This window comes from Pseudomonas sp. D3 (genome assembly GCF_029320995.1).
In the GTDB taxonomy this organism is placed as follows: domain Bacteria; phylum Pseudomonadota; class Gammaproteobacteria; order Pseudomonadales; family Pseudomonadaceae; genus Aquipseudomonas; species Aquipseudomonas paraveronii.
This window is the reverse complement of the sequence record NZ_CP119772.1, coordinates 3,525,006-3,544,008: the sequence shown is the minus strand read 5'-3', so window position 1 is coordinate 3,544,008 and position 19,003 is coordinate 3,525,006. Positions and strand designations below refer to the sequence as shown.

Annotated in this window: 16 protein-coding genes; 9 read left to right on the top strand and 7 right to left on the bottom strand. The window is 61.0% G+C overall.

Going from position 1 to position 19,003, the window contains the following annotated elements; translation table 11 throughout:
* Window positions 1–36: 36 nt before the first annotated feature.
* The 4 genes from P3S72_RS16080 to P3S72_RS16065 are packed head-to-tail and all read left to right on the top strand — an operon-like array spanning window position 37 to window position 5,916.
* Window positions 37–1,788 (top strand): type I secretion system permease/ATPase, encoded by a 1,752-nt coding sequence (locus tag P3S72_RS16080; RefSeq protein ID WP_276193071.1) that lies wholly within the window; start codon window positions 37–39, stop codon window positions 1,786–1,788.
* Complete coding sequence (locus P3S72_RS16075) at window positions 1,785–3,086, top strand: HlyD family type I secretion periplasmic adaptor subunit (protein ID WP_276193070.1); 1,302 nt, start codon at window positions 1,785–1,787, stop codon at window positions 3,084–3,086. The genes P3S72_RS16080 and P3S72_RS16075 overlap by 4 nt, the downstream gene beginning before the upstream one ends.
* Window positions 3,087–3,088: 2 nt before the next feature.
* Window positions 3,089–4,432 carry a TolC family outer membrane protein gene (locus P3S72_RS16070; protein WP_276193068.1) on the top strand — a complete coding sequence of 448 codons (1,344 nt, stop codon included), beginning with the start codon at window positions 3,089–3,091 and terminating at the stop codon, window positions 4,430–4,432.
* Window positions 4,433–4,491: 59 nt separating this feature from the next.
* Window positions 4,492–5,916 (top strand): lipase, encoded by a 1,425-nt coding sequence (locus P3S72_RS16065; protein ID WP_276193067.1) that lies wholly within the window; start codon window positions 4,492–4,494, stop codon window positions 5,914–5,916.
* Between the two features lie 76 nt (window positions 5,917–5,992).
* On the opposite strand, the gene P3S72_RS16060 is transcribed toward P3S72_RS16065, so the two are convergent.
* Complete coding sequence (locus tag P3S72_RS16060) at window positions 5,993–6,217, bottom strand: YgdI/YgdR family lipoprotein (RefSeq protein ID WP_276193066.1); 225 nt, start codon at window positions 6,215–6,217, stop codon at window positions 5,993–5,995.
* Between the two features lie 187 nt (window positions 6,218–6,404).
* Between P3S72_RS16060 and P3S72_RS16055 the strand changes: the two genes are divergently transcribed.
* Both P3S72_RS16055 and P3S72_RS16050 read left to right on the top strand, forming a co-directional pair.
* Window positions 6,405–8,051, top strand: coding sequence for a VRR-NUC domain-containing protein (locus P3S72_RS16055; RefSeq protein WP_276193065.1), 1,647 nt, complete (start codon window positions 6,405–6,407; stop codon window positions 8,049–8,051).
* A complete protein-coding gene (locus P3S72_RS16050; protein ID WP_276193064.1) occupies window positions 8,048–10,312 on the top strand; it encodes an ATP-dependent DNA helicase in 2,265 nt (754 codons plus the stop codon). The genes P3S72_RS16055 and P3S72_RS16050 overlap by 4 nt, the downstream gene beginning before the upstream one ends.
* Here P3S72_RS16050 and P3S72_RS16045 read toward each other — a convergent pair.
* Window positions 10,302–10,472, bottom strand: coding sequence for a hypothetical protein (locus tag P3S72_RS16045; protein ID WP_247399924.1), 171 nt, complete (start codon window positions 10,470–10,472; stop codon window positions 10,302–10,304). The genes P3S72_RS16050 and P3S72_RS16045 overlap by 11 nt on opposite strands.
* A 99-nt stretch (window positions 10,473–10,571) precedes the next feature.
* Here P3S72_RS16045 and P3S72_RS16040 point away from each other — a divergent pair, with 99 nt between their 5' ends.
* Window positions 10,572–11,492 (top strand): AraC family transcriptional regulator, encoded by a 921-nt coding sequence (locus tag P3S72_RS16040; RefSeq protein ID WP_276193063.1) that lies wholly within the window; start codon window positions 10,572–10,574, stop codon window positions 11,490–11,492.
* Here the strand turns inward: P3S72_RS16040 and P3S72_RS16035 are convergent.
* Window positions 11,489–12,439: an alpha-E domain-containing protein gene (locus P3S72_RS16035; RefSeq protein ID WP_276193062.1), complete on the bottom strand. Its 951-nt coding sequence runs from the start codon at window positions 12,437–12,439 to the stop codon at window positions 11,489–11,491. The two genes, P3S72_RS16040 and P3S72_RS16035, sit on opposite strands and share 4 nt — an antisense overlap.
* Window positions 12,440–12,441: 2 nt before the next feature.
* Window positions 12,442–13,851, bottom strand: a complete 1,410-nt coding sequence (locus tag P3S72_RS16030) for a circularly permuted type 2 ATP-grasp protein (RefSeq protein ID WP_276193061.1) — start codon at window positions 13,849–13,851, stop codon at window positions 12,442–12,444.
* Between the two features lie 418 nt (window positions 13,852–14,269).
* Between P3S72_RS16030 and P3S72_RS16025 the strand changes: the two genes are divergently transcribed.
* Window positions 14,270–14,815: a hypothetical protein gene (locus tag P3S72_RS16025; protein ID WP_276193060.1), complete on the top strand. Its 546-nt coding sequence runs from the start codon at window positions 14,270–14,272 to the stop codon at window positions 14,813–14,815.
* A gap of 304 nt (window positions 14,816–15,119) precedes the next feature.
* On the opposite strand, the gene P3S72_RS16020 is transcribed toward P3S72_RS16025, so the two are convergent.
* The 3 genes from P3S72_RS16020 to P3S72_RS16010 all read right to left on the bottom strand — a co-directional run bounded on the left by P3S72_RS16020 (window position 15,120) and on the right by P3S72_RS16010 (window position 17,670).
* Window positions 15,120–15,683 (bottom strand): GNAT family N-acetyltransferase, encoded by a 564-nt coding sequence (locus P3S72_RS16020; RefSeq protein WP_276193059.1) that lies wholly within the window; start codon window positions 15,681–15,683, stop codon window positions 15,120–15,122.
* A gap of 100 nt (window positions 15,684–15,783) precedes the next feature.
* Complete coding sequence (locus P3S72_RS16015) at window positions 15,784–16,533, bottom strand: helix-turn-helix domain-containing protein (protein WP_276193058.1); 750 nt, start codon at window positions 16,531–16,533, stop codon at window positions 15,784–15,786.
* Window positions 16,534–16,746: 213 nt separating this feature from the next.
* A complete protein-coding gene (locus tag P3S72_RS16010) occupies window positions 16,747–17,670 on the bottom strand; it encodes a universal stress protein (protein WP_276193057.1) in 924 nt (307 codons plus the stop codon).
* Between the two features lie 243 nt (window positions 17,671–17,913).
* Here P3S72_RS16010 and P3S72_RS16005 point away from each other — a divergent pair, with 243 nt between their 5' ends.
* Window positions 17,914–18,987, top strand: coding sequence for an NAD(P)-dependent alcohol dehydrogenase (locus P3S72_RS16005; RefSeq protein ID WP_276193056.1), 1,074 nt, complete (start codon window positions 17,914–17,916; stop codon window positions 18,985–18,987).
* Window positions 18,988–19,003 lie beyond the last annotated feature (16 nt).

The following is a 19,003-nucleotide window of genomic DNA, read 5'->3' as shown; positions in this document are numbered from 1 at the left end:
ATTGCCGGTCATTGGGTTCAAGGAAGATCAAACACTATGGCGAAGCCCCAAGTCGTCGCGCCGTTATTCAAGGCGTTGGGTGAATATAAAAGTATTTTGATCAGCGTTGGCTGTTTCACGGCATTGATTAACCTGCTGATGCTGGTGCCGTCCATTTATATGTTGCAAGTGTATGACCGCGTGTTGTCCTCCCAGAATGAAACCACACTGGTGATGTTGACACTGATGGTCGTAGGCTTCTTCGCCTTTATTGGCTGCCTGGAAGTGATCCGCAGTTTTATCGTGATCCGCATCGGTAGCCAGTTGGAGCGACGCTTCAACTTGCGCGTATATAAAGCCGCCTTCGAACGCAATCTGCAGCGCGGCCAGGGGCATGCCGGGCAATCCCTCGCTGATTTGACCCATATCCGCCAGTTCATCACCGGACCGGCGCTGTTCGCGTTTTTCGATGCGCCGTGGTTTCCGATCTATCTGTTGGTGATTTTCCTGTTCAACGTGTGGCTGGGCGTGCTGGCCACGGCGGGGGCCTTGTTGCTGATCGGCCTGGCTTGCCTGAATGAATACCTGACCAAGAAGCCCCTGGGTGAGGCCGGCGGTTACTCCCAGCAATCCAGCCAATTGGCCACCAGCCATTTGCACAACGCCGACACCATCCAGGCCATGGGCATGCTCGGCGCATTGCGCAAGCGCTGGTTTGCCGTGCATTCACAGTTTTTGGGTTTGCAGAACACGGCCAGCGACACCGGCTCGGTAATCACCTCACTGAGCAAATCCCTGCGCCTGTGCCTGCAATCGTTGGTGCTCGGCCTGGGTGCGTTTTTGGTGATCAAAGGCGAGATGACCGCCGGGATGATGATCGCCGGTTCCATCCTGATGGGCCGGGTGCTCAGCCCGATCGACCAGTTGATTGCGGTGTGGAAGCAGTGGAGTTCGGCCAAGCTGGCCTATCAGCGGCTTGACGAGTTACTGCGCGAGTTCCCCCCGGAAGTCGCGCAGATGGCATTGCCCGCGCCCAAGGGCCAGGTGGGTTTCGAGCAGGTCAGCGCCGGCCCGCCGGGTCGACGCCTGGCGACGCTGCATCAGGTCAGCTTCAACCTGGGCGCCGGCGAAGTGCTGGGGGTGCTTGGCGCGTCGGGCTCCGGCAAGTCCACCCTGGCCCGTGTGCTGGTGGGCGTGTGGCCAACCCTGGCCGGCACCGTGCGCCTGGATGGCGCGGATATCCACCGCTGGGACCGTGACGATCTCGGCCCGCACATTGGCTATCTGCCCCAGGACATCGAACTGTTCAGTGGCAGCATTGCCGACAACATCGCGCGCTTTCGCGATGCCGACCCGCAACAGGTGGTCCAGGCGGCACAACAGGCTGGCGTACATGAATTGATTTTGCGCCTGCCCCAAGGCTACGACACGGTGCTGGGCGACAACGGCGGCGGCCTGTCCGGCGGCCAGAAGCAACGGGTCGCCCTGGCGCGTGCGCTGTATGGCGGGCCGCGGCTGATCGTGCTGGATGAACCCAATTCCAACCTCGACACCGTCGGTGAAGCCGCGCTGGCCAGCGCCATCGTGCAGATGAAGGCCCAGGGCAGCAGCGTGATTCTTGTCACCCACCGCTCTTCGGCCCTGGCCCAGGCCGACAAGTTGCTGGTACTCAACGAAGGCCACCTGCAGGCGTTTGGGCCGAGCCAGGACGTGCTGCGCGCGTTGTCCGGCCAGCAAGAGACGCCGAAGGAAAAAACCGGCGTCAGTTTCAGTCGTCAGTATCAAGCCGGAAGGAATCCAGGCGCATGAGCATGCTTACTGTTGAAAAACGCGACGCTGGTTTCTTTGTGCGCATGGGCTGGTGGCTGACGGTGCTCGGCGCCGGTGGGTTCTTCCTCTGGGCCAGCCTGGCGCCGCTGGACCAGGGCATTCCGGTACAGGGCACCGTGGTGGTCTCGGGCAAGCGCAAGGCGGTGCAGACCTTCAGCCCCGGTGTGGTCAGCCGGATTCTTGTGCGTGAAGGTGAGACGGTCAAACAGGGCCAGCCGCTGTTTCGTCTCGACCAGACCCAGAACCAGGCTGATGTGCAATCGCTGCAAGCGCAGTACCGCATGGCCTGGGCCAGTGTGGCGCGTTGGCAGAGCGAACGCGACAATCTCTCCGTCATCGTTTTTCCCGCCGAGCTCAGCGCCACTCCCGACCCCGCGCTGGCCTTGGTGTTAGAAGGCCAACGCCAACTGTTCAGCAGCCGCCGCGAAGCCTTGGCCCGTGAACAGGCGGGGATTCGCGCGAATATCGACGGCGCCAGGGCGCAGCTTAATGGCATGCGCCGCGCGCGCAGCGACCTGACCGCCCAGGCCCAATCCCTGCGCGACCAACTGAGCAATCTGCAGCCCTTGGCCGACAATGGCTACATCCCACGCAACCGCTTGATGGAGTACCAGCGCCAGTTGTCCCAGGTGCAACAGGACCTGGCGCAAAACACTGGCGAAAGCGGCCGCGTGGAGCAGGGCATCCTCGAATCGCGGCTCAAACTGCAGCAGCACAGCGAGGAATACCAGAAGGAAGTGCGCAGCCAACTGGCCGACGCGCAACTGCGCAGCCTGACACTGGAGCAGCAACTCACGTCCGCCGGGTTCGACCTGCAACACAGCGAAATCAACGCGCCGGCCGATGGCATTGCGGTCAACCTTGGCGTGCACACCGAAGGGGCGGTGGTGCGCGCCGGGGAAACCTTGCTGGAAATTGTGCCCCAGGGCACGCGGTTGGAAGTCGAGGGGCATTTGCCGGTCCACCTGGTGGACAAGGTAGGCACCCATCTGCCGGTCGATATTCTGTTCACCGCCTTCAATCAGAGCCGTACCCCGCGTGTGCCGGGGGAGGTCAGCCTGATTTCCGCCGACCAACTGCTCGACGAAAAAACCGGCGCGCCGTACTACGTGCTGCGTACCACCGTCAGCGAGGCCGCGCTGGAAACACTCCACGGCCTGGTGATCAAGCCAGGCATGCCCGCTGAGATGTTCGTGCGCACCGGCGAGCGCTCGTTGCTCAATTACCTGTTCAAGCCGCTGCTCGACCGCGCCGGCTCTGCGTTGACCGAGGAATGAACATGAAACCGCTGTTCATTGCCTTGCTGTTGACCTGTGCGCCTGCCCAGGCCGCCATGGGCCCGTTCGATGTGTACGAACAGGCCCTGCGCAACGATCCAGTGTTCCTCGGCGCGATCAAGGAGCGCGACGCCGGCCTGGAAAACCGCACCATCGGCCGCGCCGGGCTGCTGCCGCGGCTGTCCTACAACTACAACAAAGGGCGCAACAATTCCCAAGCGCACCTGCCTGACGGACGTGGCGGCAGCTATCGCGACGAGCGCAATTACAACAGCTACGGTTCAACCTTCAGCCTGCAGCAACCGCTGTTCGACTACGAAGCCTATGCCAACTACCGCAAGGGCGTGGCCCAGGCGCTGTTTGCCGATGAAAGTTTTCGCGACAAGAGCCAGGCGCTGTTGGTGCGGGTGCTGAGCTATTACACCCAAGCGTTGTTCGCCCAAGACCAGATCGAGATCGCACGCGCCAAGAAAAAGGCCTTCGAGCAGCAGTTTCAGCAGAACCAGCACCTGTTCCAGCAGGGCGAGGGCACACGCACCGACATTCTTGAAGCCGAATCACGCTATGAGCTGGCCACCGCCGAAGAAATCCAGGCGCTGGATGAACAGGACGCCTCGTTAAGAGAGTTGGGCGCGTTGATCGGCGTGCAGAGTGTCAACATCAACGACCTCGCGCCGCTCAATCAGCGCTTCGCCGCCTTTAGCCTGACGCCGGCCAACTACGACACCTGGCACGAGTTGGCGATCAGCAACAACCCGACGCTGGCCTCGCAACGCCAGGCTTTGGAAGTGGCGCGTTATGAAGTGGAGCGCAACCGCGCCGGGCACCTGCCGAAGATCACCGCGTATGCCAGTTCGCGCCAGCAGGAGTCCGACAGCGGCAACACCTACAACCAGCGCTACGACACCAACACCATTGGCGTCGAAGTCAGCCTGCCGCTGTATGCCGGTGGCGCTGTCTCTGCCTCCACGCGCCAGGCCAGTCGCGCCATGGAGCAGGCCGAATACGAGCTGGAAGGCAAGACCCGTGAAACCCTGATCGAACTGCGTCGCCAGTTCAGCGCCTGCCTGTCGGGCGTCAGCAAGCTACGCGCGTACCAGAAAGCCCTGGCCTCGGCCGAGGCGTTGGTGGTGTCGACCCGGCAAAGCATCCTCGGCGGCGAGCGGGTCAACCTTGATGTGCTCAACGCCGAGCAGCAGCTCTACAGCACCCGGCGCGACCTGGCCCAGGCGCGTTACGACTACCTGATGGCCTGGACCAAACTGCACTACTACGCCGGCAACCTGCGCGATACCGACCTGGCGCAAGTCGATGAGGCATTTGGGCCGGTGCGCAACCAGCCGTAGCGCCACCTGGGGCGTCATTGCGCTTTCTGGACAAGTCCAACAACAGAGAGGCACTACCGATGGGTATCTTTGATTATAAAAACCTCGGCACCGAGGGTTCCAAGGCGCTGTTCACCGATGCGATGGCGATCACGCTGTATACCTACCACAACCTGGATAACGGCTTTGCCGTGGGTTATCAGCACAACGGCTTGGGCGTTGGCTTGCCGGCGACGCTGGTCGGTGCATTGCTTGGCGGTTCCGACTCCCAAGGCGTGATTCCCGGTATCCCGTGGAATCCCGACTCGGAAAAAGCCGCCCTGGAAGCGGTACAACACGCCGGATGGACGCCGATCAGCGCGAGCACCCTGGGTTACGGTGGCAAGGTCGACGCCCGAGGCACGTTTTTTGGCGAAAAGGCTGGCTATACCACCGCGCAGGTCGAGGTGCTGGGCAAGTACGATGACGCGGGCCGTTTGCTCGAAATCGGCATCGGCTTTCGCGGTACGTCGGGGCCGCGGGAAAGCCTGATCAGCGATTCCATCGGTGATCTGGTCAGCGATCTGCTCGCCGCCCTGGGCCCCAAGGATTACGCGAAGAACTACGCCGGCGAAGCCTTTGGCGGTTTGCTCAAAACGCTTGCCGACTATGCCGGCGCCCATGGCCTGAGCGGTTCCGACGTGGTGGTCAGCGGCCACAGCCTGGGCGGGCTGGCGGTCAACAGCCTGGCGGAGTTGAGCGACCAGCAATGGTCGGGGTTCTACAAGGACGCCAACTATGTGGCCTACGCGTCGCCGACCCAGAGCGCCGGCGACAAGGTGCTGAATATCGGCTATGAAAACGACCCGGTATTCCGTGCGCTGGACGGTTCATCCTTCAACCTGTCGTCCTTGGGCGTGCATGACAAACCCCACGAATCGACCACCGACAACATCGTCAGCTTCAACGATCACTACGCCTCGACGCTGTGGAACGTGCTGCCGTTTTCCATTGCCAACCTGCCGACCTGGGTGTCACACCTGCCCAGCGGCTATGGCGATGGCCTGGCCCGGGTTCTCGGATCCGGGTTCTACGAGCAGATGAGCCGGGACTCTACGGTGATCGTTGCCAACCTGTCCGATCCGGCGCGGGCCACTACCTGGGTGCAGGACCTCAACCGCAATGCCGAGCCGCACAAGGGCAACACCTTCATCATCGGCAGCGACGGCAATGACCTGATCCAGGGCGGTAAGGGCGCGGACTTCATCGAAGGCGGCAAAGGCAACGACACCCTCCGCGACAACAGTGGCCATAACACCTTTCTGTTCGGCGGGCAGTTTGGTCAGGATCGGGTGATCGGCTATCAGTCAACCGACAAACTGGTGTTCACGGATGTGCAGGACAGCCTGGATTATCGCGAGCACACCAAGGTAGTGGGTGGCGATACGGTAATCAGTTTTGGCGCGGATTCGGTGACGCTGGTGGGCGTGAGCAATTGGTCGGGGGAGGGTGTCGTGATCGGTTGAAACCGCGTTGGCACGCGGTTCAAAGGGTGGGAGCCGGCGGGCTCCCACATGTTTGATCGGGGGCGGCAGTGAGGGATCAGTCTTCCTTGCGAACCGTGGCCACATCGCCGGCTCTGACGCGGATGTGCTTGCCGGCGATGTCGGTGAATTCATAAAAACCGTCGGCGGTATTGGTCTTCGGTATGTCTTTGGTTAAATACTGCGTGCCATTTTGCAATGTCACTACGGTTTGCGTCGCGCAACCGGCCAATACCAGAAAAGTGAGTGCAACCAGTGGCAGCCCCAAATTCTTCATGCTCATAACCCTTACCTTAACCCTGAAAAGTCCCGCTACCTGCGGCTGCGGGCCATAAATGTTACGCGATCAACTCCCCCATCTGATCACTTTTATGCAAAAAGTTGCGCGCGCCATTTATCTATTACCGATTGCAACAACGCGTCTACGACGGCAATCTGTATGCATAACCAGTATTTGATCGCTGCGGACCATGGCCGACCCCCTCGAAGACCCCCTGTATTACCTGCATAACTTCCGCCAGGTGCTCGATTGGCTGGGGCAACGCTATGCCGATTTGCTCGATGCTGACGAAGTGCATTTCATTCAGCAATTTGACAGGTTGCCGCAGGCGTCCCAGGCATTGCTGGTGCGCATGGTGATGCGCAAGGGCGTGCATTTTCGGGCGGGTAAGCTCAATTATCTGGAGATCGGCTGCCCGCATGCTGCGGCGCACCCGTTGAAGGCATTGGGTTGGATCGATGATCAGTGCCTGCTGGGTTTTGACGAACTGTTTGGGTTGCTGCAAAAGGGCGAGGTGCTGGGCGCGTTCCAGCCATGGATCGACCAGCCCAAGGGTAAGAAGACCGATTGGCTTGAGCAGTTGGCGCCGCAGTTCACTGAGCAGCGCCGCTTTGCGCACTGGTGCCCCGAGCTGGATGACGAGCTCTACAGCCTCACCGTGATGGACTTGTGTGATCGCCTACGGTTGTTGTTCTTCGGCAACCTGCATCAGGACTGGTCGGAGTTCGTGCTCGCGGACCTGGGTATCTACACCTACGAAAAGGTCGAGTTTTGTGCCGAGTCCCGTGGTTTGCGCAGCCGCGATGATGTGCTGGGGTTTCTGTTCCTGCACCAGTGCCAGCAAGCCTTTGAGTCCGCACAGGCGCTGCACAGTGTGCTGGCGCAGATCGCCACTTTGCAGACCGACAACCCATGGCTGGAAAAACGCCGGGCCAAGCTGTTGTTCCAGGTCGGCCAGTATTGCGAGCGCAGTGCCGAGTTGGCGCTGGCCGAGCAGATTTACCGCGCCTGTGCTTATCCTGGCGCACGCTCACGCTTGATTCGCGTGCTGGAGCGCCAGGAAGACTACGCCCAGGCCATGGCCCTGGCATGCGCCGCCCAAGAGGCACCGGAAAGTCCCACCGAGCAGCAACACCTGCTGCGTGTGTTGCCACGCCTGCGGCGCAAATTGGGCGCGCCGGCCTTGCCCAAGGTCAAGCCGCGCGAAGTCACGCGCCTGGACCTGGCGCTGCCACTGCCGGAACCCTTGATGTCGGTGGAGTATTGCGTGCAGGCCCATCTGAGCGAGCCCGATGCGCCGGTGTACTACGTCGAAAACGGCCTGATCAATTCGCTGTTCGGCCTGTTGTGCTGGGAGGCGATCTTCGCGCCGCTGCCGGGGGCATTCTTTCACCCGTTCCAGCGCGGGCCGGCGGATCTGCACAGCGAAGACTTTCATCAGCGCCGTGCGTCACTGTTCGCCGCCTGTTTCGAGCAACTGCGCGATGAACGCTACAAAAACACCATCCGCCAACGCTACGTGGACAAGTGGGGCATCCAGTCACCCTTTGTCTTCTGGAACCTGCTCAGTGAAGAGCTGCTGGAGCAGGCCTTGGCGTGCTTGCCCGCCGAACACTTGCACTACTGGTTCGAGCGGCTGCTGCTGGACATCCGCGCCAACCGCGCCGGTATGCCGGACCTGATCCAGTTCTGGCCCGCCCGGAAAACCTACCGCATGATCGAAGTCAAAGGCCCTGGCGATCGCCTGCAAGACAACCAACTGCGCTGGCTGGAGTTCTGTGGCGAGTACCAGATGCCGGTCACCGTCTGCTATGTGCGCTGGGCGCAGCCCGCTTGAGTTACACCGTGGCAGTACGCGCCCTGTGTGAGTTCACGGCCAAGGTCGGCGACCTTGACCTGCGCTTTACACCGTCGCCCAGCGCCCAGGAAGGCATCGCCGGTCATCGCACGGTCGCCTCCCGGCGCAGTGCGCATTACCAGAACGAAGTGGCCCTGGAAGGCGAATACGAAGCGCTCAAGGTGCGGGGCAGGGCGGACGGTTACGACCCGGACAGCAACCGCCTCGAAGAGGTGAAGACCTATCGCGGCGACCTCGACGCCCAGCCCGCCAACCATCGGCTATTGCACTGGGCCCAGGTCAAGGTCTACGGCTGGCTGATGTGCCAGAAGCTCGGGCTTGCGCACATCGATTTGGCGCTGGTGTATTTCGATATCGTTGGCGAGGGCGAAACCTTGCTGAACCAGCGCTTTGCGGCCGCCGATCTGCAACAGTTCTTCAACCAGCAATGCGCATTGTTTCTCGGTTGGGCGCGCCAGGAGATGCAGCACCGCGACGCCCGCAACCGCGCCGCGCAGACCCTGACGTTCCCTCACAGCGACTTTCGCCCCGGCCAGCGCTCCCTCGCAGAGTCGGTGTACAAGGCCGTCAGCACCGGACGTTGCCTGATGGCCCAGGCGCCCACCGGCATTGGCAAAACCGTCGGCACGATCTTCCCCATGCTCAAGGCCTTGGCCCCCCAGCAATTGGACAAGGTGTTTTTCCTCACCGCCAAGACCCCGGGCCGCAAACTGGCCCTCGACGCCGCACACGTGCTGTACGCCAGCAGTCCCGAGTTGCCGCTGCGCGTGCTGGAGCTGGTGGCGCGGGACAAGGCCTGCGAACACCTGGACAAGGCCTGCCACGGCGAATCCTGCCCGTTGGCCAAGGGTTTCTACGACCGCTTGCCCGCCGCGCGTAACGCTGCCGCCAAGGTGCGCCTGCTCGACCAGCGCAACCTGCGCGAGGTCGCCCTGGAGCACGGCGTCTGTCCGTATTACCTGAGCCAGGAAATGGCCCGTTGGACCGACCTGGTGGTCGCCGACTACAACTACTATTTCGACTTTGGCGCGCTGTTGTTCGGGCTGGCCCAACTCAACCAGTGGCGCGTCGCGGTGCTGGTGGACGAAGCCCACAACCTGGTGGAGCGCGCCCGTTCGATGTACAGCGCAAGCCTTGATCAGTACGCCCTCAAGACCGTGCGCGATATGGCGCCTGAGCCGTTGAAGAAGCCCTTGCAGCGCCTGAATCGTGAGTGGAACGCCTTGCACAAGGACCAGCTCGCGCCTTATCAAGCCTACGCGGCCAAACCCGACAAACTGCTCCAGGCCCTGAGCCTTTGCGCCAGCGCCATGGGTGACTACTTCAACGACCACCCCGAGGCACTCACCGGCGATCTGCAAGCCTTCTATTTTGAAGCACTGCAATTTGCCAAGGTCGCCGAGCTGTTCAACGAACATTTCATCTTTGATATCAGCCTGCGCCAACTGCGCGGCAAGCGCAGCGGCTCCACGTTGTGCCTGCGCAATGTGGTGCCCGCCGAATTCATCCGCCCGCGATTGACGGCGGCACGCAGCAGCGTGTTGTTTTCCGCCACGCTGAGCCCGCGTCACTACTACGCCGACCTGCTGGGCCTGCCGGCGGACACCGCCTGGGTCGATGTGGAATCACCGTTCAATGCCGCGCAATTGCGGGTGCGCATTGTCGATGAGGTCTCCACCCGGTTCGTGCATCGCCAGGCCTCACTGGAACCCATCGTAGAATTGATCGCCGAGCAGTTCGCCCGCCAACCGGGTAATTACCTGGCGTTCTTCAGCAGTTTCGATTATCTGCAACAAGTGGCGCTGTTACTCGCCGAGCGACACCCGCACATCGCACTCTGGCAGCAGTCACGCGGTATGGTCGAAACCGAGCGCCAGGCCTTTCTCGAGCAGTTCACCGAACACAGCCAGGGCGTTGGCTTTGCGGTACTGGGCGGCGCGTTTGGCGAAGGCATCGACCTGCCCGGCGCGCGCTTGATCGGCGCGTTCATCGCCACGCTGGGGCTGCCGCAACTGAACCCGGTCAACGAACACATGAAGCAGCGCATGGGCGCGATCTTCGGCTCCGGCTACGACTACACCTACTTGTACCCGGGCATTCAGAAAGTCGTGCAGGCGGCGGGGCGGGTGATCCGCAGCCAGCAGGACACCGGCGTGGTGATGTTGATCGATGATCGGTTCGGCGAAGCGCGGGTGCGGCAGCTGTTGCCACGGTGGTGGGCGATAGCGACTAAAGCGTGACGCCTGCGCCTGCCAATACGCGCACGGCTTCCAGGCCAATGCCTGAATAACCTCCGGTGACGATGGCAGTCATACCGTGCAAATCTTTACCCGCCAACGCTTGCAAAGCGGTTGTCGTGCCGTCGAATCCACTCTCGATAGGGCTTTGTGTATGGATCATAGGGCGCTCTCCATGAGGGGCGGCTATGTTCTCCCCTAGAGGCCGGACGCGAAACGGCCTAAAGTCCGTTTTTCTATCGCGATCGTCCGGAGATTTTTTATGGATAGCCTGTCCGAGGTGGTGGCACTGTTAAAGAGCCATCGTGCCTATTTCGCAGGCCTCAAGGCTGGCGGCGATTGGGCCCTGGATTTTCCGCCGCCGGAGGGCATCAAGTTCAACGCTGTGGTGGAGGGAAAGTGTTGGCTGGAAGTGGAGGGCATGCCGGTGCCGATCCCCTTGAGCGAGGGCGATTGCTTTTTGTTGACGCAAAACCGTCCCTGGAGGTTGTCCAGCAACCTGGCGCGGGAGGGCGTTGATGCGCGCGAGGTGTACCGTGACGCGGTGGGGGGTATTGCCCGTCTGGGTGAAACTGTTGATCTGTTCCTGATAGGCGGGCGTTTTAGCTACGGTGACGACGCCCGGCTCTTGCTGGAGGGGTTGCCGCCGGTGGTGCGCATCAGCGCCAGGTCCGAGCAGGCCAGCGTTTTGCGCTGGTGCCTGGAGCGCTTGGCTCGGGAATATGCCAGCCCGATGCAAGGCGCGGCGTTGATGACCGAGCATCTGGCGCAGATGATGCTGGTGCAGATCCTGCGCCTCTATCAGGCATCCATGGGCGCCAGCACCACGGGATGGTTGGCGGCGTTGAACGATCCGCGGTTGGCACCGGTACTGCAGCAAATACACGCCGCACCGGCACGCCGCTGGACCTTGAGCGACATGGCCGGTGTCGCGAGCCAGTCCCGTTCGACCTTTGCCCTGCACTTCAAGCAGCGGGTCGGGATGGCGCCCCAGGAGTATCTGACTCGCTGGCGCATGCACCTGGCAGTACAGGCCTTGAGCACTTCGGGCAGCAGCGTGTCCCGTATCGGCCAGTCACTCGGGTATCAGTCGGACAGTGCGTTCAGCAGTGCCTTCAAGCGCCTGATGAACTGCTCCCCTCGGGAATACCGCGAGCGAAAGGGCGCGCACCTCGATGTCTAAACCACCTCCAGATACGAGCTGTGAATCGCCCGCGCTAACTCGCGCACAGTGTCGATGAATTCCGTCAGGCGGCTGTGCAAGCCTTCTTCGAGGATTTCGTCGATCCCGGTATAGCGCAGCCGCGCTTCGAACTCGGCGGCCAAGCGCTGCGCGGTGCGTCCATAACTGCCCGGCAAATCCGCCAAAATATGGCTCAGTTCCTCAATGCAGGCATGCAACGAGCGCGGCACATCACTGCGCAACAACAGCAACTCCGAGACCGAGCGCGCATTCAACGCATTCGGATACAGTTCCGTGTACGCCTCGAATGACGACAGCGCGCGGAGCAGGGCGCTCCACTGGTAATAACCGCGCGCCGACAAGTCGCTGACTTCCTCCGATTCCTCGCCGAACATCTCGTAGCGCGCATCCAGCAGACGCAAGGTGTTGTCGGCGCGCTCGACAAAGGTGCCCAAGCGAATGAACCGATAGGCATCGTTGCGCATGATGGTGCCCGACGTCGCCCCGCGAAACAGGTGTGAACGCTGCTTGACCCAATCACAGAAGTGGCTGATGCCATGCCGCGCCAGCCCGCCGGCGGCGATGCTGCGCATTTCCAGCCAGGTGGCGTTGAGGTTTTCCCACATGTCGGCGGTGATACGCCCGCGCACGGCATGGGCGTTGCCCCGCGCGGCGCGCAGGCAGTTGTAGATGCTGGCGGGGTTTTCTTCGTCGAGGGCGAAGAAGTGCAACATGCGTTCGGCATCCAGTTGGCCGTGGCGCTCCAGGTAGTTATCCAGGGTGCCGCTGCTGAGCAGCGACATCGCCAGTTCGTCGAGGCCATCGCTGTGCCCGGCCTGGGGCATCAATGACAGCGAATAGCTGACTTCGAGCATGCGCGCCAGGTTCTCGGCACGCTCCAGGTAACGGGACATCCAGTACAGATCTGCGGCGGTTCTACTCAACATACTCAGCCCTCCACCACCCAGGTGTCCTTGGTTCCGCCGCCTTGCGACGAGTTGACGATCAACGAGCCTTCGCGCAACGCCACCCGTGTGAGGCCACCGGGTACCAGGCGGGTTTCCTTACCGGACAGCACGAACGGGCGCAGGTCGATATGCCGGGGGGCGATACCGTTTTCGACAAACGTCGGGCAGGTGGACAGGCTCAGGGTCGGTTGGGCGATATAGGCGTGGGGACGCGCCTTGATGCGTTGGCGGAAGTCCTCGATCTCGGCCGCCGTGGATGCGGGACCGACCAGCATGCCGTAGCCACCGGAGCCCTGGGTTTCCTTGACCACCAATTCCGGCAGGTGGGCCAGTACGTGGGACAGCTCATCGGGCTTGCGGCACTGGAACGTCGGCACGTTTTGCAAGATCGGCTCTTCGTCCAGGTAGAAACGGATCATTTCCGGCACGTAAGGGTAGATCGACTTGTCGTCCGCGACGCCGGTGCCGATGGCGTTGGCCAGCACCACGTTGCCGGCGCAGTAGGCCGCGACCAGGCCGGGCACGCCGAGCATCGACTCCGGGTTGAACGCCAGCGGGTCGAGGAACGCGTCGTCGATACGGCGGTAGATCACGTCCACGGCCTTGGGACCGTCGGTGGTGCGCATGAACACCTTGAGGTCATGCACGAACAGGTCGGCGCCTTCCACCAACTCCACGCCCATTTCCCGGGCCAGGAACGCATGCTCGAAAAATGCGCTGTTAAAGCGCCCCGGCGTCAGCACCACCACATTGGGGTTGTCCAGGCGGCTGGCGCTTTTCAGGGTTTTCAACAGCAGGTTGGGGTAGTGGTCTACCGGCGCGATGCGCTGCTTGGCGAATACTTCGGGGAACAGGCGCATCATCATTTTGCGGTCTTCGAGCATGTAGCTCACGCCGCTGGGGGTGCGCAGGTTGTCTTCGAGCACGTAGTAGGTGCCGTCGCCATCGCGTACCAGGTCCACTCCGGAAATATGCGAGTAGATGTCGCGGTGCAGGTCGAGGCCGACCATGGCCTTCTGGTAACCCTCGTTGCCTAGCACCTGGTCCGCCGGAATGATCCCGGCCTTGATGATGCGCTGGTCGTGGTAGATATCGGCAAGGAACATGTTCAGCGCATTGACGCGCTGGATACAGCCGCGCTCGATGACGCTCCATTCACTGGCGGGGATGCTGCGGGGGATGATGTCGAAGGGGATCAGGCGCTCGGTGTCCTGCTCGTCGCCATACAAGGTGAAGGTGATCCCGGCGCGGTGGAACAACAGGTCGGCTTCGCGGCGACGCTGGGCCAGCAGTTCCGGCGGCGTATTGGCCAGCCAGCGGGAGAAATCCTGATAGTGCGCACGGCACACGCCGTGTGCGTCATTCATTTCATCAAAGAAAGATTGAGCCATTCCAGTACCTTGTCAGTGCCGAGGGAAGCGCGGGGGGCACTGCCGCTTTGAAAAACGCATTTTTATGAGCCCGTGGCGCAGGGTGCCATCGGGCCAGGTCCTTACTTTCTTATGGGGTCGGCTCTGGGTCGGGGGGTAACGAATGCTCCTGTATCTGGGCATGGCAGGTGAACGATGAATGGATTAAGCAATGCCTGTGCCGAAACCGGCAAAGCGTCTCTATTCCCTTGTGGCGAGCGAGCTTGCTCGCGCTGGGCTGCGTAGCGGCCCCAAAAGACGGGAGCGCTGCGCACTCCAGCGCGAGCAAGCTCACTCACCACAATGGAGCGGTTTGCGCACTAGAACCGTGCACGAGCAAACTTGAACTTCACCCCAGCCACCGTTTTCCAAAGGGTTCAGCCCCGTAGGGAGCACTGATGTGCCCAGAATCATTTCACCCGACACCCCGGAATCGAACCTGACCGACCACAGTGAACACAACGCGAAGATCTTCGGCTCCCCCAAGGACCGCCTGGACTTCTATCGCCGCGAAATCCAGTACGAAACCTCGATTCTGGCCAACCGCACGGATGCGTATCTCACGGCGCAGTCGTTCCTGGTGATTGCCTTCGTGTCCGGCATGGGCAACCTCAACCCGGAATGGGGCAAGCTGTTCACCCTGGTGGTGCCGGCGTTCCTGGCCTTGCTCGGCATTCTCAGTTCCCTGAATGCCTGGCCGGGGATTCGTGCCGCTTACGAGATCATCGATCACTGGCACTACAAGCAGAGCGAACTGTTGCGCAGCGAGCCGCTGATGGGCATGGCCTACGACGAATCGCCGCTGTTTTCCGAGATGGAGTCATCCCACAAGGGCTATCGCAAGTCCCTGCTGTTTTCCATGCGCGCGCCGTGGCTATTCATGGTGTTCTGGGTGCTGCTCGGCGCCTATGCGTTTTACATCCAGGTGGATAATCCAGGCGCTTAACATTCATAGGAACTTTAACGGCCCACACAGAACCTTATCTTTATGCAGGCTGCGTTTTTCAAAGGAGCTGGCCTATGCGTACACAACCCAAGGTGGTTAGAGGAGGCGGTCATGTCAGCAGATCAGGAAGAAGATCAGGAAGAAGAGCTTAACGACCCCGGCAACGAAGACCCGGGGTCGCTGATGGATGATGCATAAGTGCCGCTCAAGGACCCGGATGAAGCGGAGGACGTTGAGTGACAGTGTTCTCCCTTAGCTGACAGGCATTAGGGCGGCTGGCCGCCCTTTTACCGTGCTGTGATGCTCAAAGCACCACGCTGCTGATCACCTGGGTAGCGTCATCGGGGTCGGTTACGGTGTGGAAGCCCAAGGCATGGTTCAGTTCACGTAACGGGGCGTTGGTCGCTTCATCAACCGTGTACATCAACGTGAAGCCGTTTTTTCGCGCGGCGGTCATCAGGTGCTGCATCAAAATGCGCCCTAGCCCCAGGTGCTGCCAAGGGTCAGCCACGGTGACCGCGCATTCACATTCATGCTCCTTGGCTGCGGCATACCGCGCGACGCCGATCTCGATCAGCTTGCCGTTCTCATGCACCAGAGCAATGAATGCCACACGTTGCTGATTGTCGACGTCCATCAATTGATCAAGCAGGGTCTTGCCGGGCTCGTTGATTTCACCGAGGAAGCGCGCGTGCCGGGACTCTCGGGACAAACCCTTGATGAAGTTATATTCGCGTTCCCGGTCGTCGGTCCTCAACGGACGGATCAACACATGGCGGCCGTCATCAAGCGCTTCGATCCAGTGTTCGTGCGGGACGGCCGCATAGGCGGGAGCGGCTTGCCGGTTGTGCTCTGCAATGGTGGGCATGGTAAAACCTCCGTGTTGGGGCGCCAGGAACAGCGCCCTGTTGCGTCGGTTCTACGCCTTTGCTCACCGGTCAATCTGATTTGGATCAGATGAAGCCCTGTTACTCGGCACCATGGCGATGACAGCCGGCGATAAACGTCTTGAGTTTCGGCATGTCGAGAATCTCGACATTGCGTGCGCTGATATGCACCAGGCCCAGTTTGCGCAACTGCGCAATACTGCGGCACACCGTCTCCAGTCGCAGGCCCAGGTAAGAGCCAATTTCTTCACGTCTCATGCGCAATACAAATGATCGCGGTGAATAGCCACGCGTACTCATCCGCATCGATAGATTCAATACAAATGCACAAAGCCGCTCATCGGCGTTCATATTGCCCATCTGCAATAGCATGCCGTGATCACGCACTATTTCGCGGCTCATGATTTTGTTCAAGTTATGTTGCAATGACGGTATTTGACCGGCCAGTCGCTCAAGTTGATTGAAGTGCAGAGGGCACACCTCGCTGTCTTCCAGAGCAATGGCATTGCAGGCATGGGCGTCGGCGCTGATGGCGTCGAGGCCGAGCATTTCCCCGGCCATCTGAAAACCGGTGACTTGTTCACGGCCGTCCATGGACAGTATGCAGGTCTTGAAAAACCCGGTACGCACGGCGTAGAGCGAGCGCAACGGATCGGCGGCGCGATACAGCGAAGCGCCTTTTTTCACTTTGAGACGTTGTGGAATCAGGGTGTCCAGGCGACCTACTTCGAGGTCGGTCAGGCCTATGGGCAAGCACAGCTCCAAAACGCTGCAACTGGCGCAGGTTGTTTTTAAATGTTGGACGTGTACAAGACGGGGTGTTGACTTCATTACACAAGCCTCTTGCACACCTATATTCCCTTTACTAAACATCCAAACATCGGAGAAAGATAGATGCACGTTTTATATAATTGAGCCGTTGATCGCTTTCGAGTGCAATGAGTCTAGCGCCGCCGTCGCAAAATGGATGCTTTTTGCATGCCCCTCGCTGCGAGTGCTACAGCGAGGGCGTGCCAACTATCGCGTGTGCGATCCGATGATCGTTCAGTCGAGCACTTCCGGTTTAACCATCCAGACGCTGCATGGCATTTTATACAGCAGCGTTTCGGCGGTACTGCCGAGCAGGCGTGACAGGCCGCGATGACCGACCCGGCCCATGACGATCACATCGACGTTATAGGCATCGGCATAGCTGGAGAGCACTTTCGCCGGGTTACCCAGGATCATATGGCGCTGTGCTGGCGGAATACCGTTGCGTGCGGCCAGGTCATTGAAGGCCTTGCCCTGTTCGTCGAACAGCCGTTTGGCGGCCACAGAAGAGAAGAACCCGGCGCCGCTACCAAACCCATACTCCTGGGCCCCCAGATCGGACAAGTCATGGGCGTAGATCACTTCTACCTCGGCATCACACGCTGTCGCCAATTTGACAGCTTCATGCAGGATGCGGTCGTTAAGGCTGTCGTAATGCTCGTCGTGATGGAACGGGTCGACGGCCGCTACGATCTTGCGCGGTAACGCGTGCTGGGCCCCGCTGACAAAATGCAGTGGCACCGGGCATTCGCGAATCAGGTGGACGTCCAACGGCGTAAATATCAAGCGCGATAACAGTGACTCGTGCTCCAGTGCCTTGATCACCAAGGCCATAGGCTCTTCTTTTAGACGAATCAGGAGTTCCTGTAGCGGGCTCTCCACCCAGGCCACTTCGGTGGTGACGGTCAGGCCGAGCTTGCGCAAGGGTCTGGCCTGATCTTCCAGCCACTGGTGATGGCGCTCAACGTAGCCAATACGCATCTGTTCCAGGGCTTGCTCGTTGACCAGCCCGGCGGTGGCCAGGCCCTCCAGATAGTCGAAGGCGAGGATGTGCAGCGCGGCGCCTTCAGCCTTGGCCAGGGCGGCGGCCCGGTCGAAGGCGGGGCTGTGTTCCATCAACGGCGAAACCAGCAACAAGTAACGTGCTTGAGCAGACATGGGCAATCTCCCTCGGGTAACCAGCAGGTAGCATCGGGCAGTGATGCTTGCCTCAGATCATGGCGCCGGGCGCCGGCGCCGGTTTGACTTGCATCAAGTCGCCTTGAGCCCAGGCAATGTCAGCGACATCCGGTCGGGTGCCGCGATCAATTGGGGGATTGTTGATCATTATCAACTTGCGCGGCGTCGTCGCGGTGCAGTCTGGGGGCCATTCAGGCTTTTTTAGGCGCAGGAGGTCACACCATGGCAACCATGAGAGCAGCTGTCTTCGTTGAAAAAAACCGCATCGTCCTCGACGACAAACCCATCCCCGAAGTCGGCCCACTGGATGCCTTGGTGCGCATCACCACCACGACCATCTGCGGTACCGACGTGCATATCCTGCGCGGTGAGTACCCGGTGGCCAAAGGGCTGACCGTGGGCCACGAACCGGTGGGCGTGATCGAGCGGCTGGGTTCCCAGGTGCGCGGTTTCGTTGAGGGCCAGCGCGTCATCGCGGGCGCCATCACGCCCAGCGGGCAAAGTTATGCCTGCCTGTGCGGGTGCGGTTCCCAGGACGGCCCCGACACCCGCCATGGCTTTCGCGCAGCAGGCGGCTGGAAGTTCGGCAATACCCTCGACGGCTGCCAGGCCGAATACGTGCTGGTCCCCGATGCGCTGGCCAACCTGTGCCCGATCCCCGATGGCCTGAGCGACGAACAGGTGCTGATGTGTCCGGACATCATGTCCACCGGCTTTTCCGGTGCCGAGCGCGGCGAGGTGAGCATCGGCGATACCGTCGTGGTATTCGCCCTCGGGCCGATCGGCCTGTGCGCGGTGGCAGGCGCACGGCTCAAAGGCGCGTCGATGATCATCGGCGTCGATGGCGTCAGCGAGCGCATGAGCGTCGCCCGCGGCCTGGGGGCTACCCATATCGTCGACTTCAAGAAAGGCGATGTGGTCGAGCAGATCCTGGCGCTGACCGATGGCCGAGGGGTCGACGTGGCCATCGAGGCCTTGGGCACCCAAGGTACATTCGAGTCGGCATTGCGCGTACTGCGTCCAGGGGGCCGGGTATCGAGCCTGGGTGTGTACTCCAGCGACCTGCGCATTCCCTATGATGCATTTGGCGCCGGACTGGGGGACTACAGCATCGTGTCGACCCTATGCCCCGGTGGCAAGGAGCGCATGCGTCGCTTGATGGCCGTGGTTGCCAGCGGCGGGGTGGATCTGTCGCCGCTGGTCACGCACCGTTTCAAACTCGACGATATCGAGGCAGCCTATGAGCTGTTTGCCCATCAGCGCGACGGTGTGATGAAAGTCGCGATCACGCCCTGAAGACACCTCTAGATGA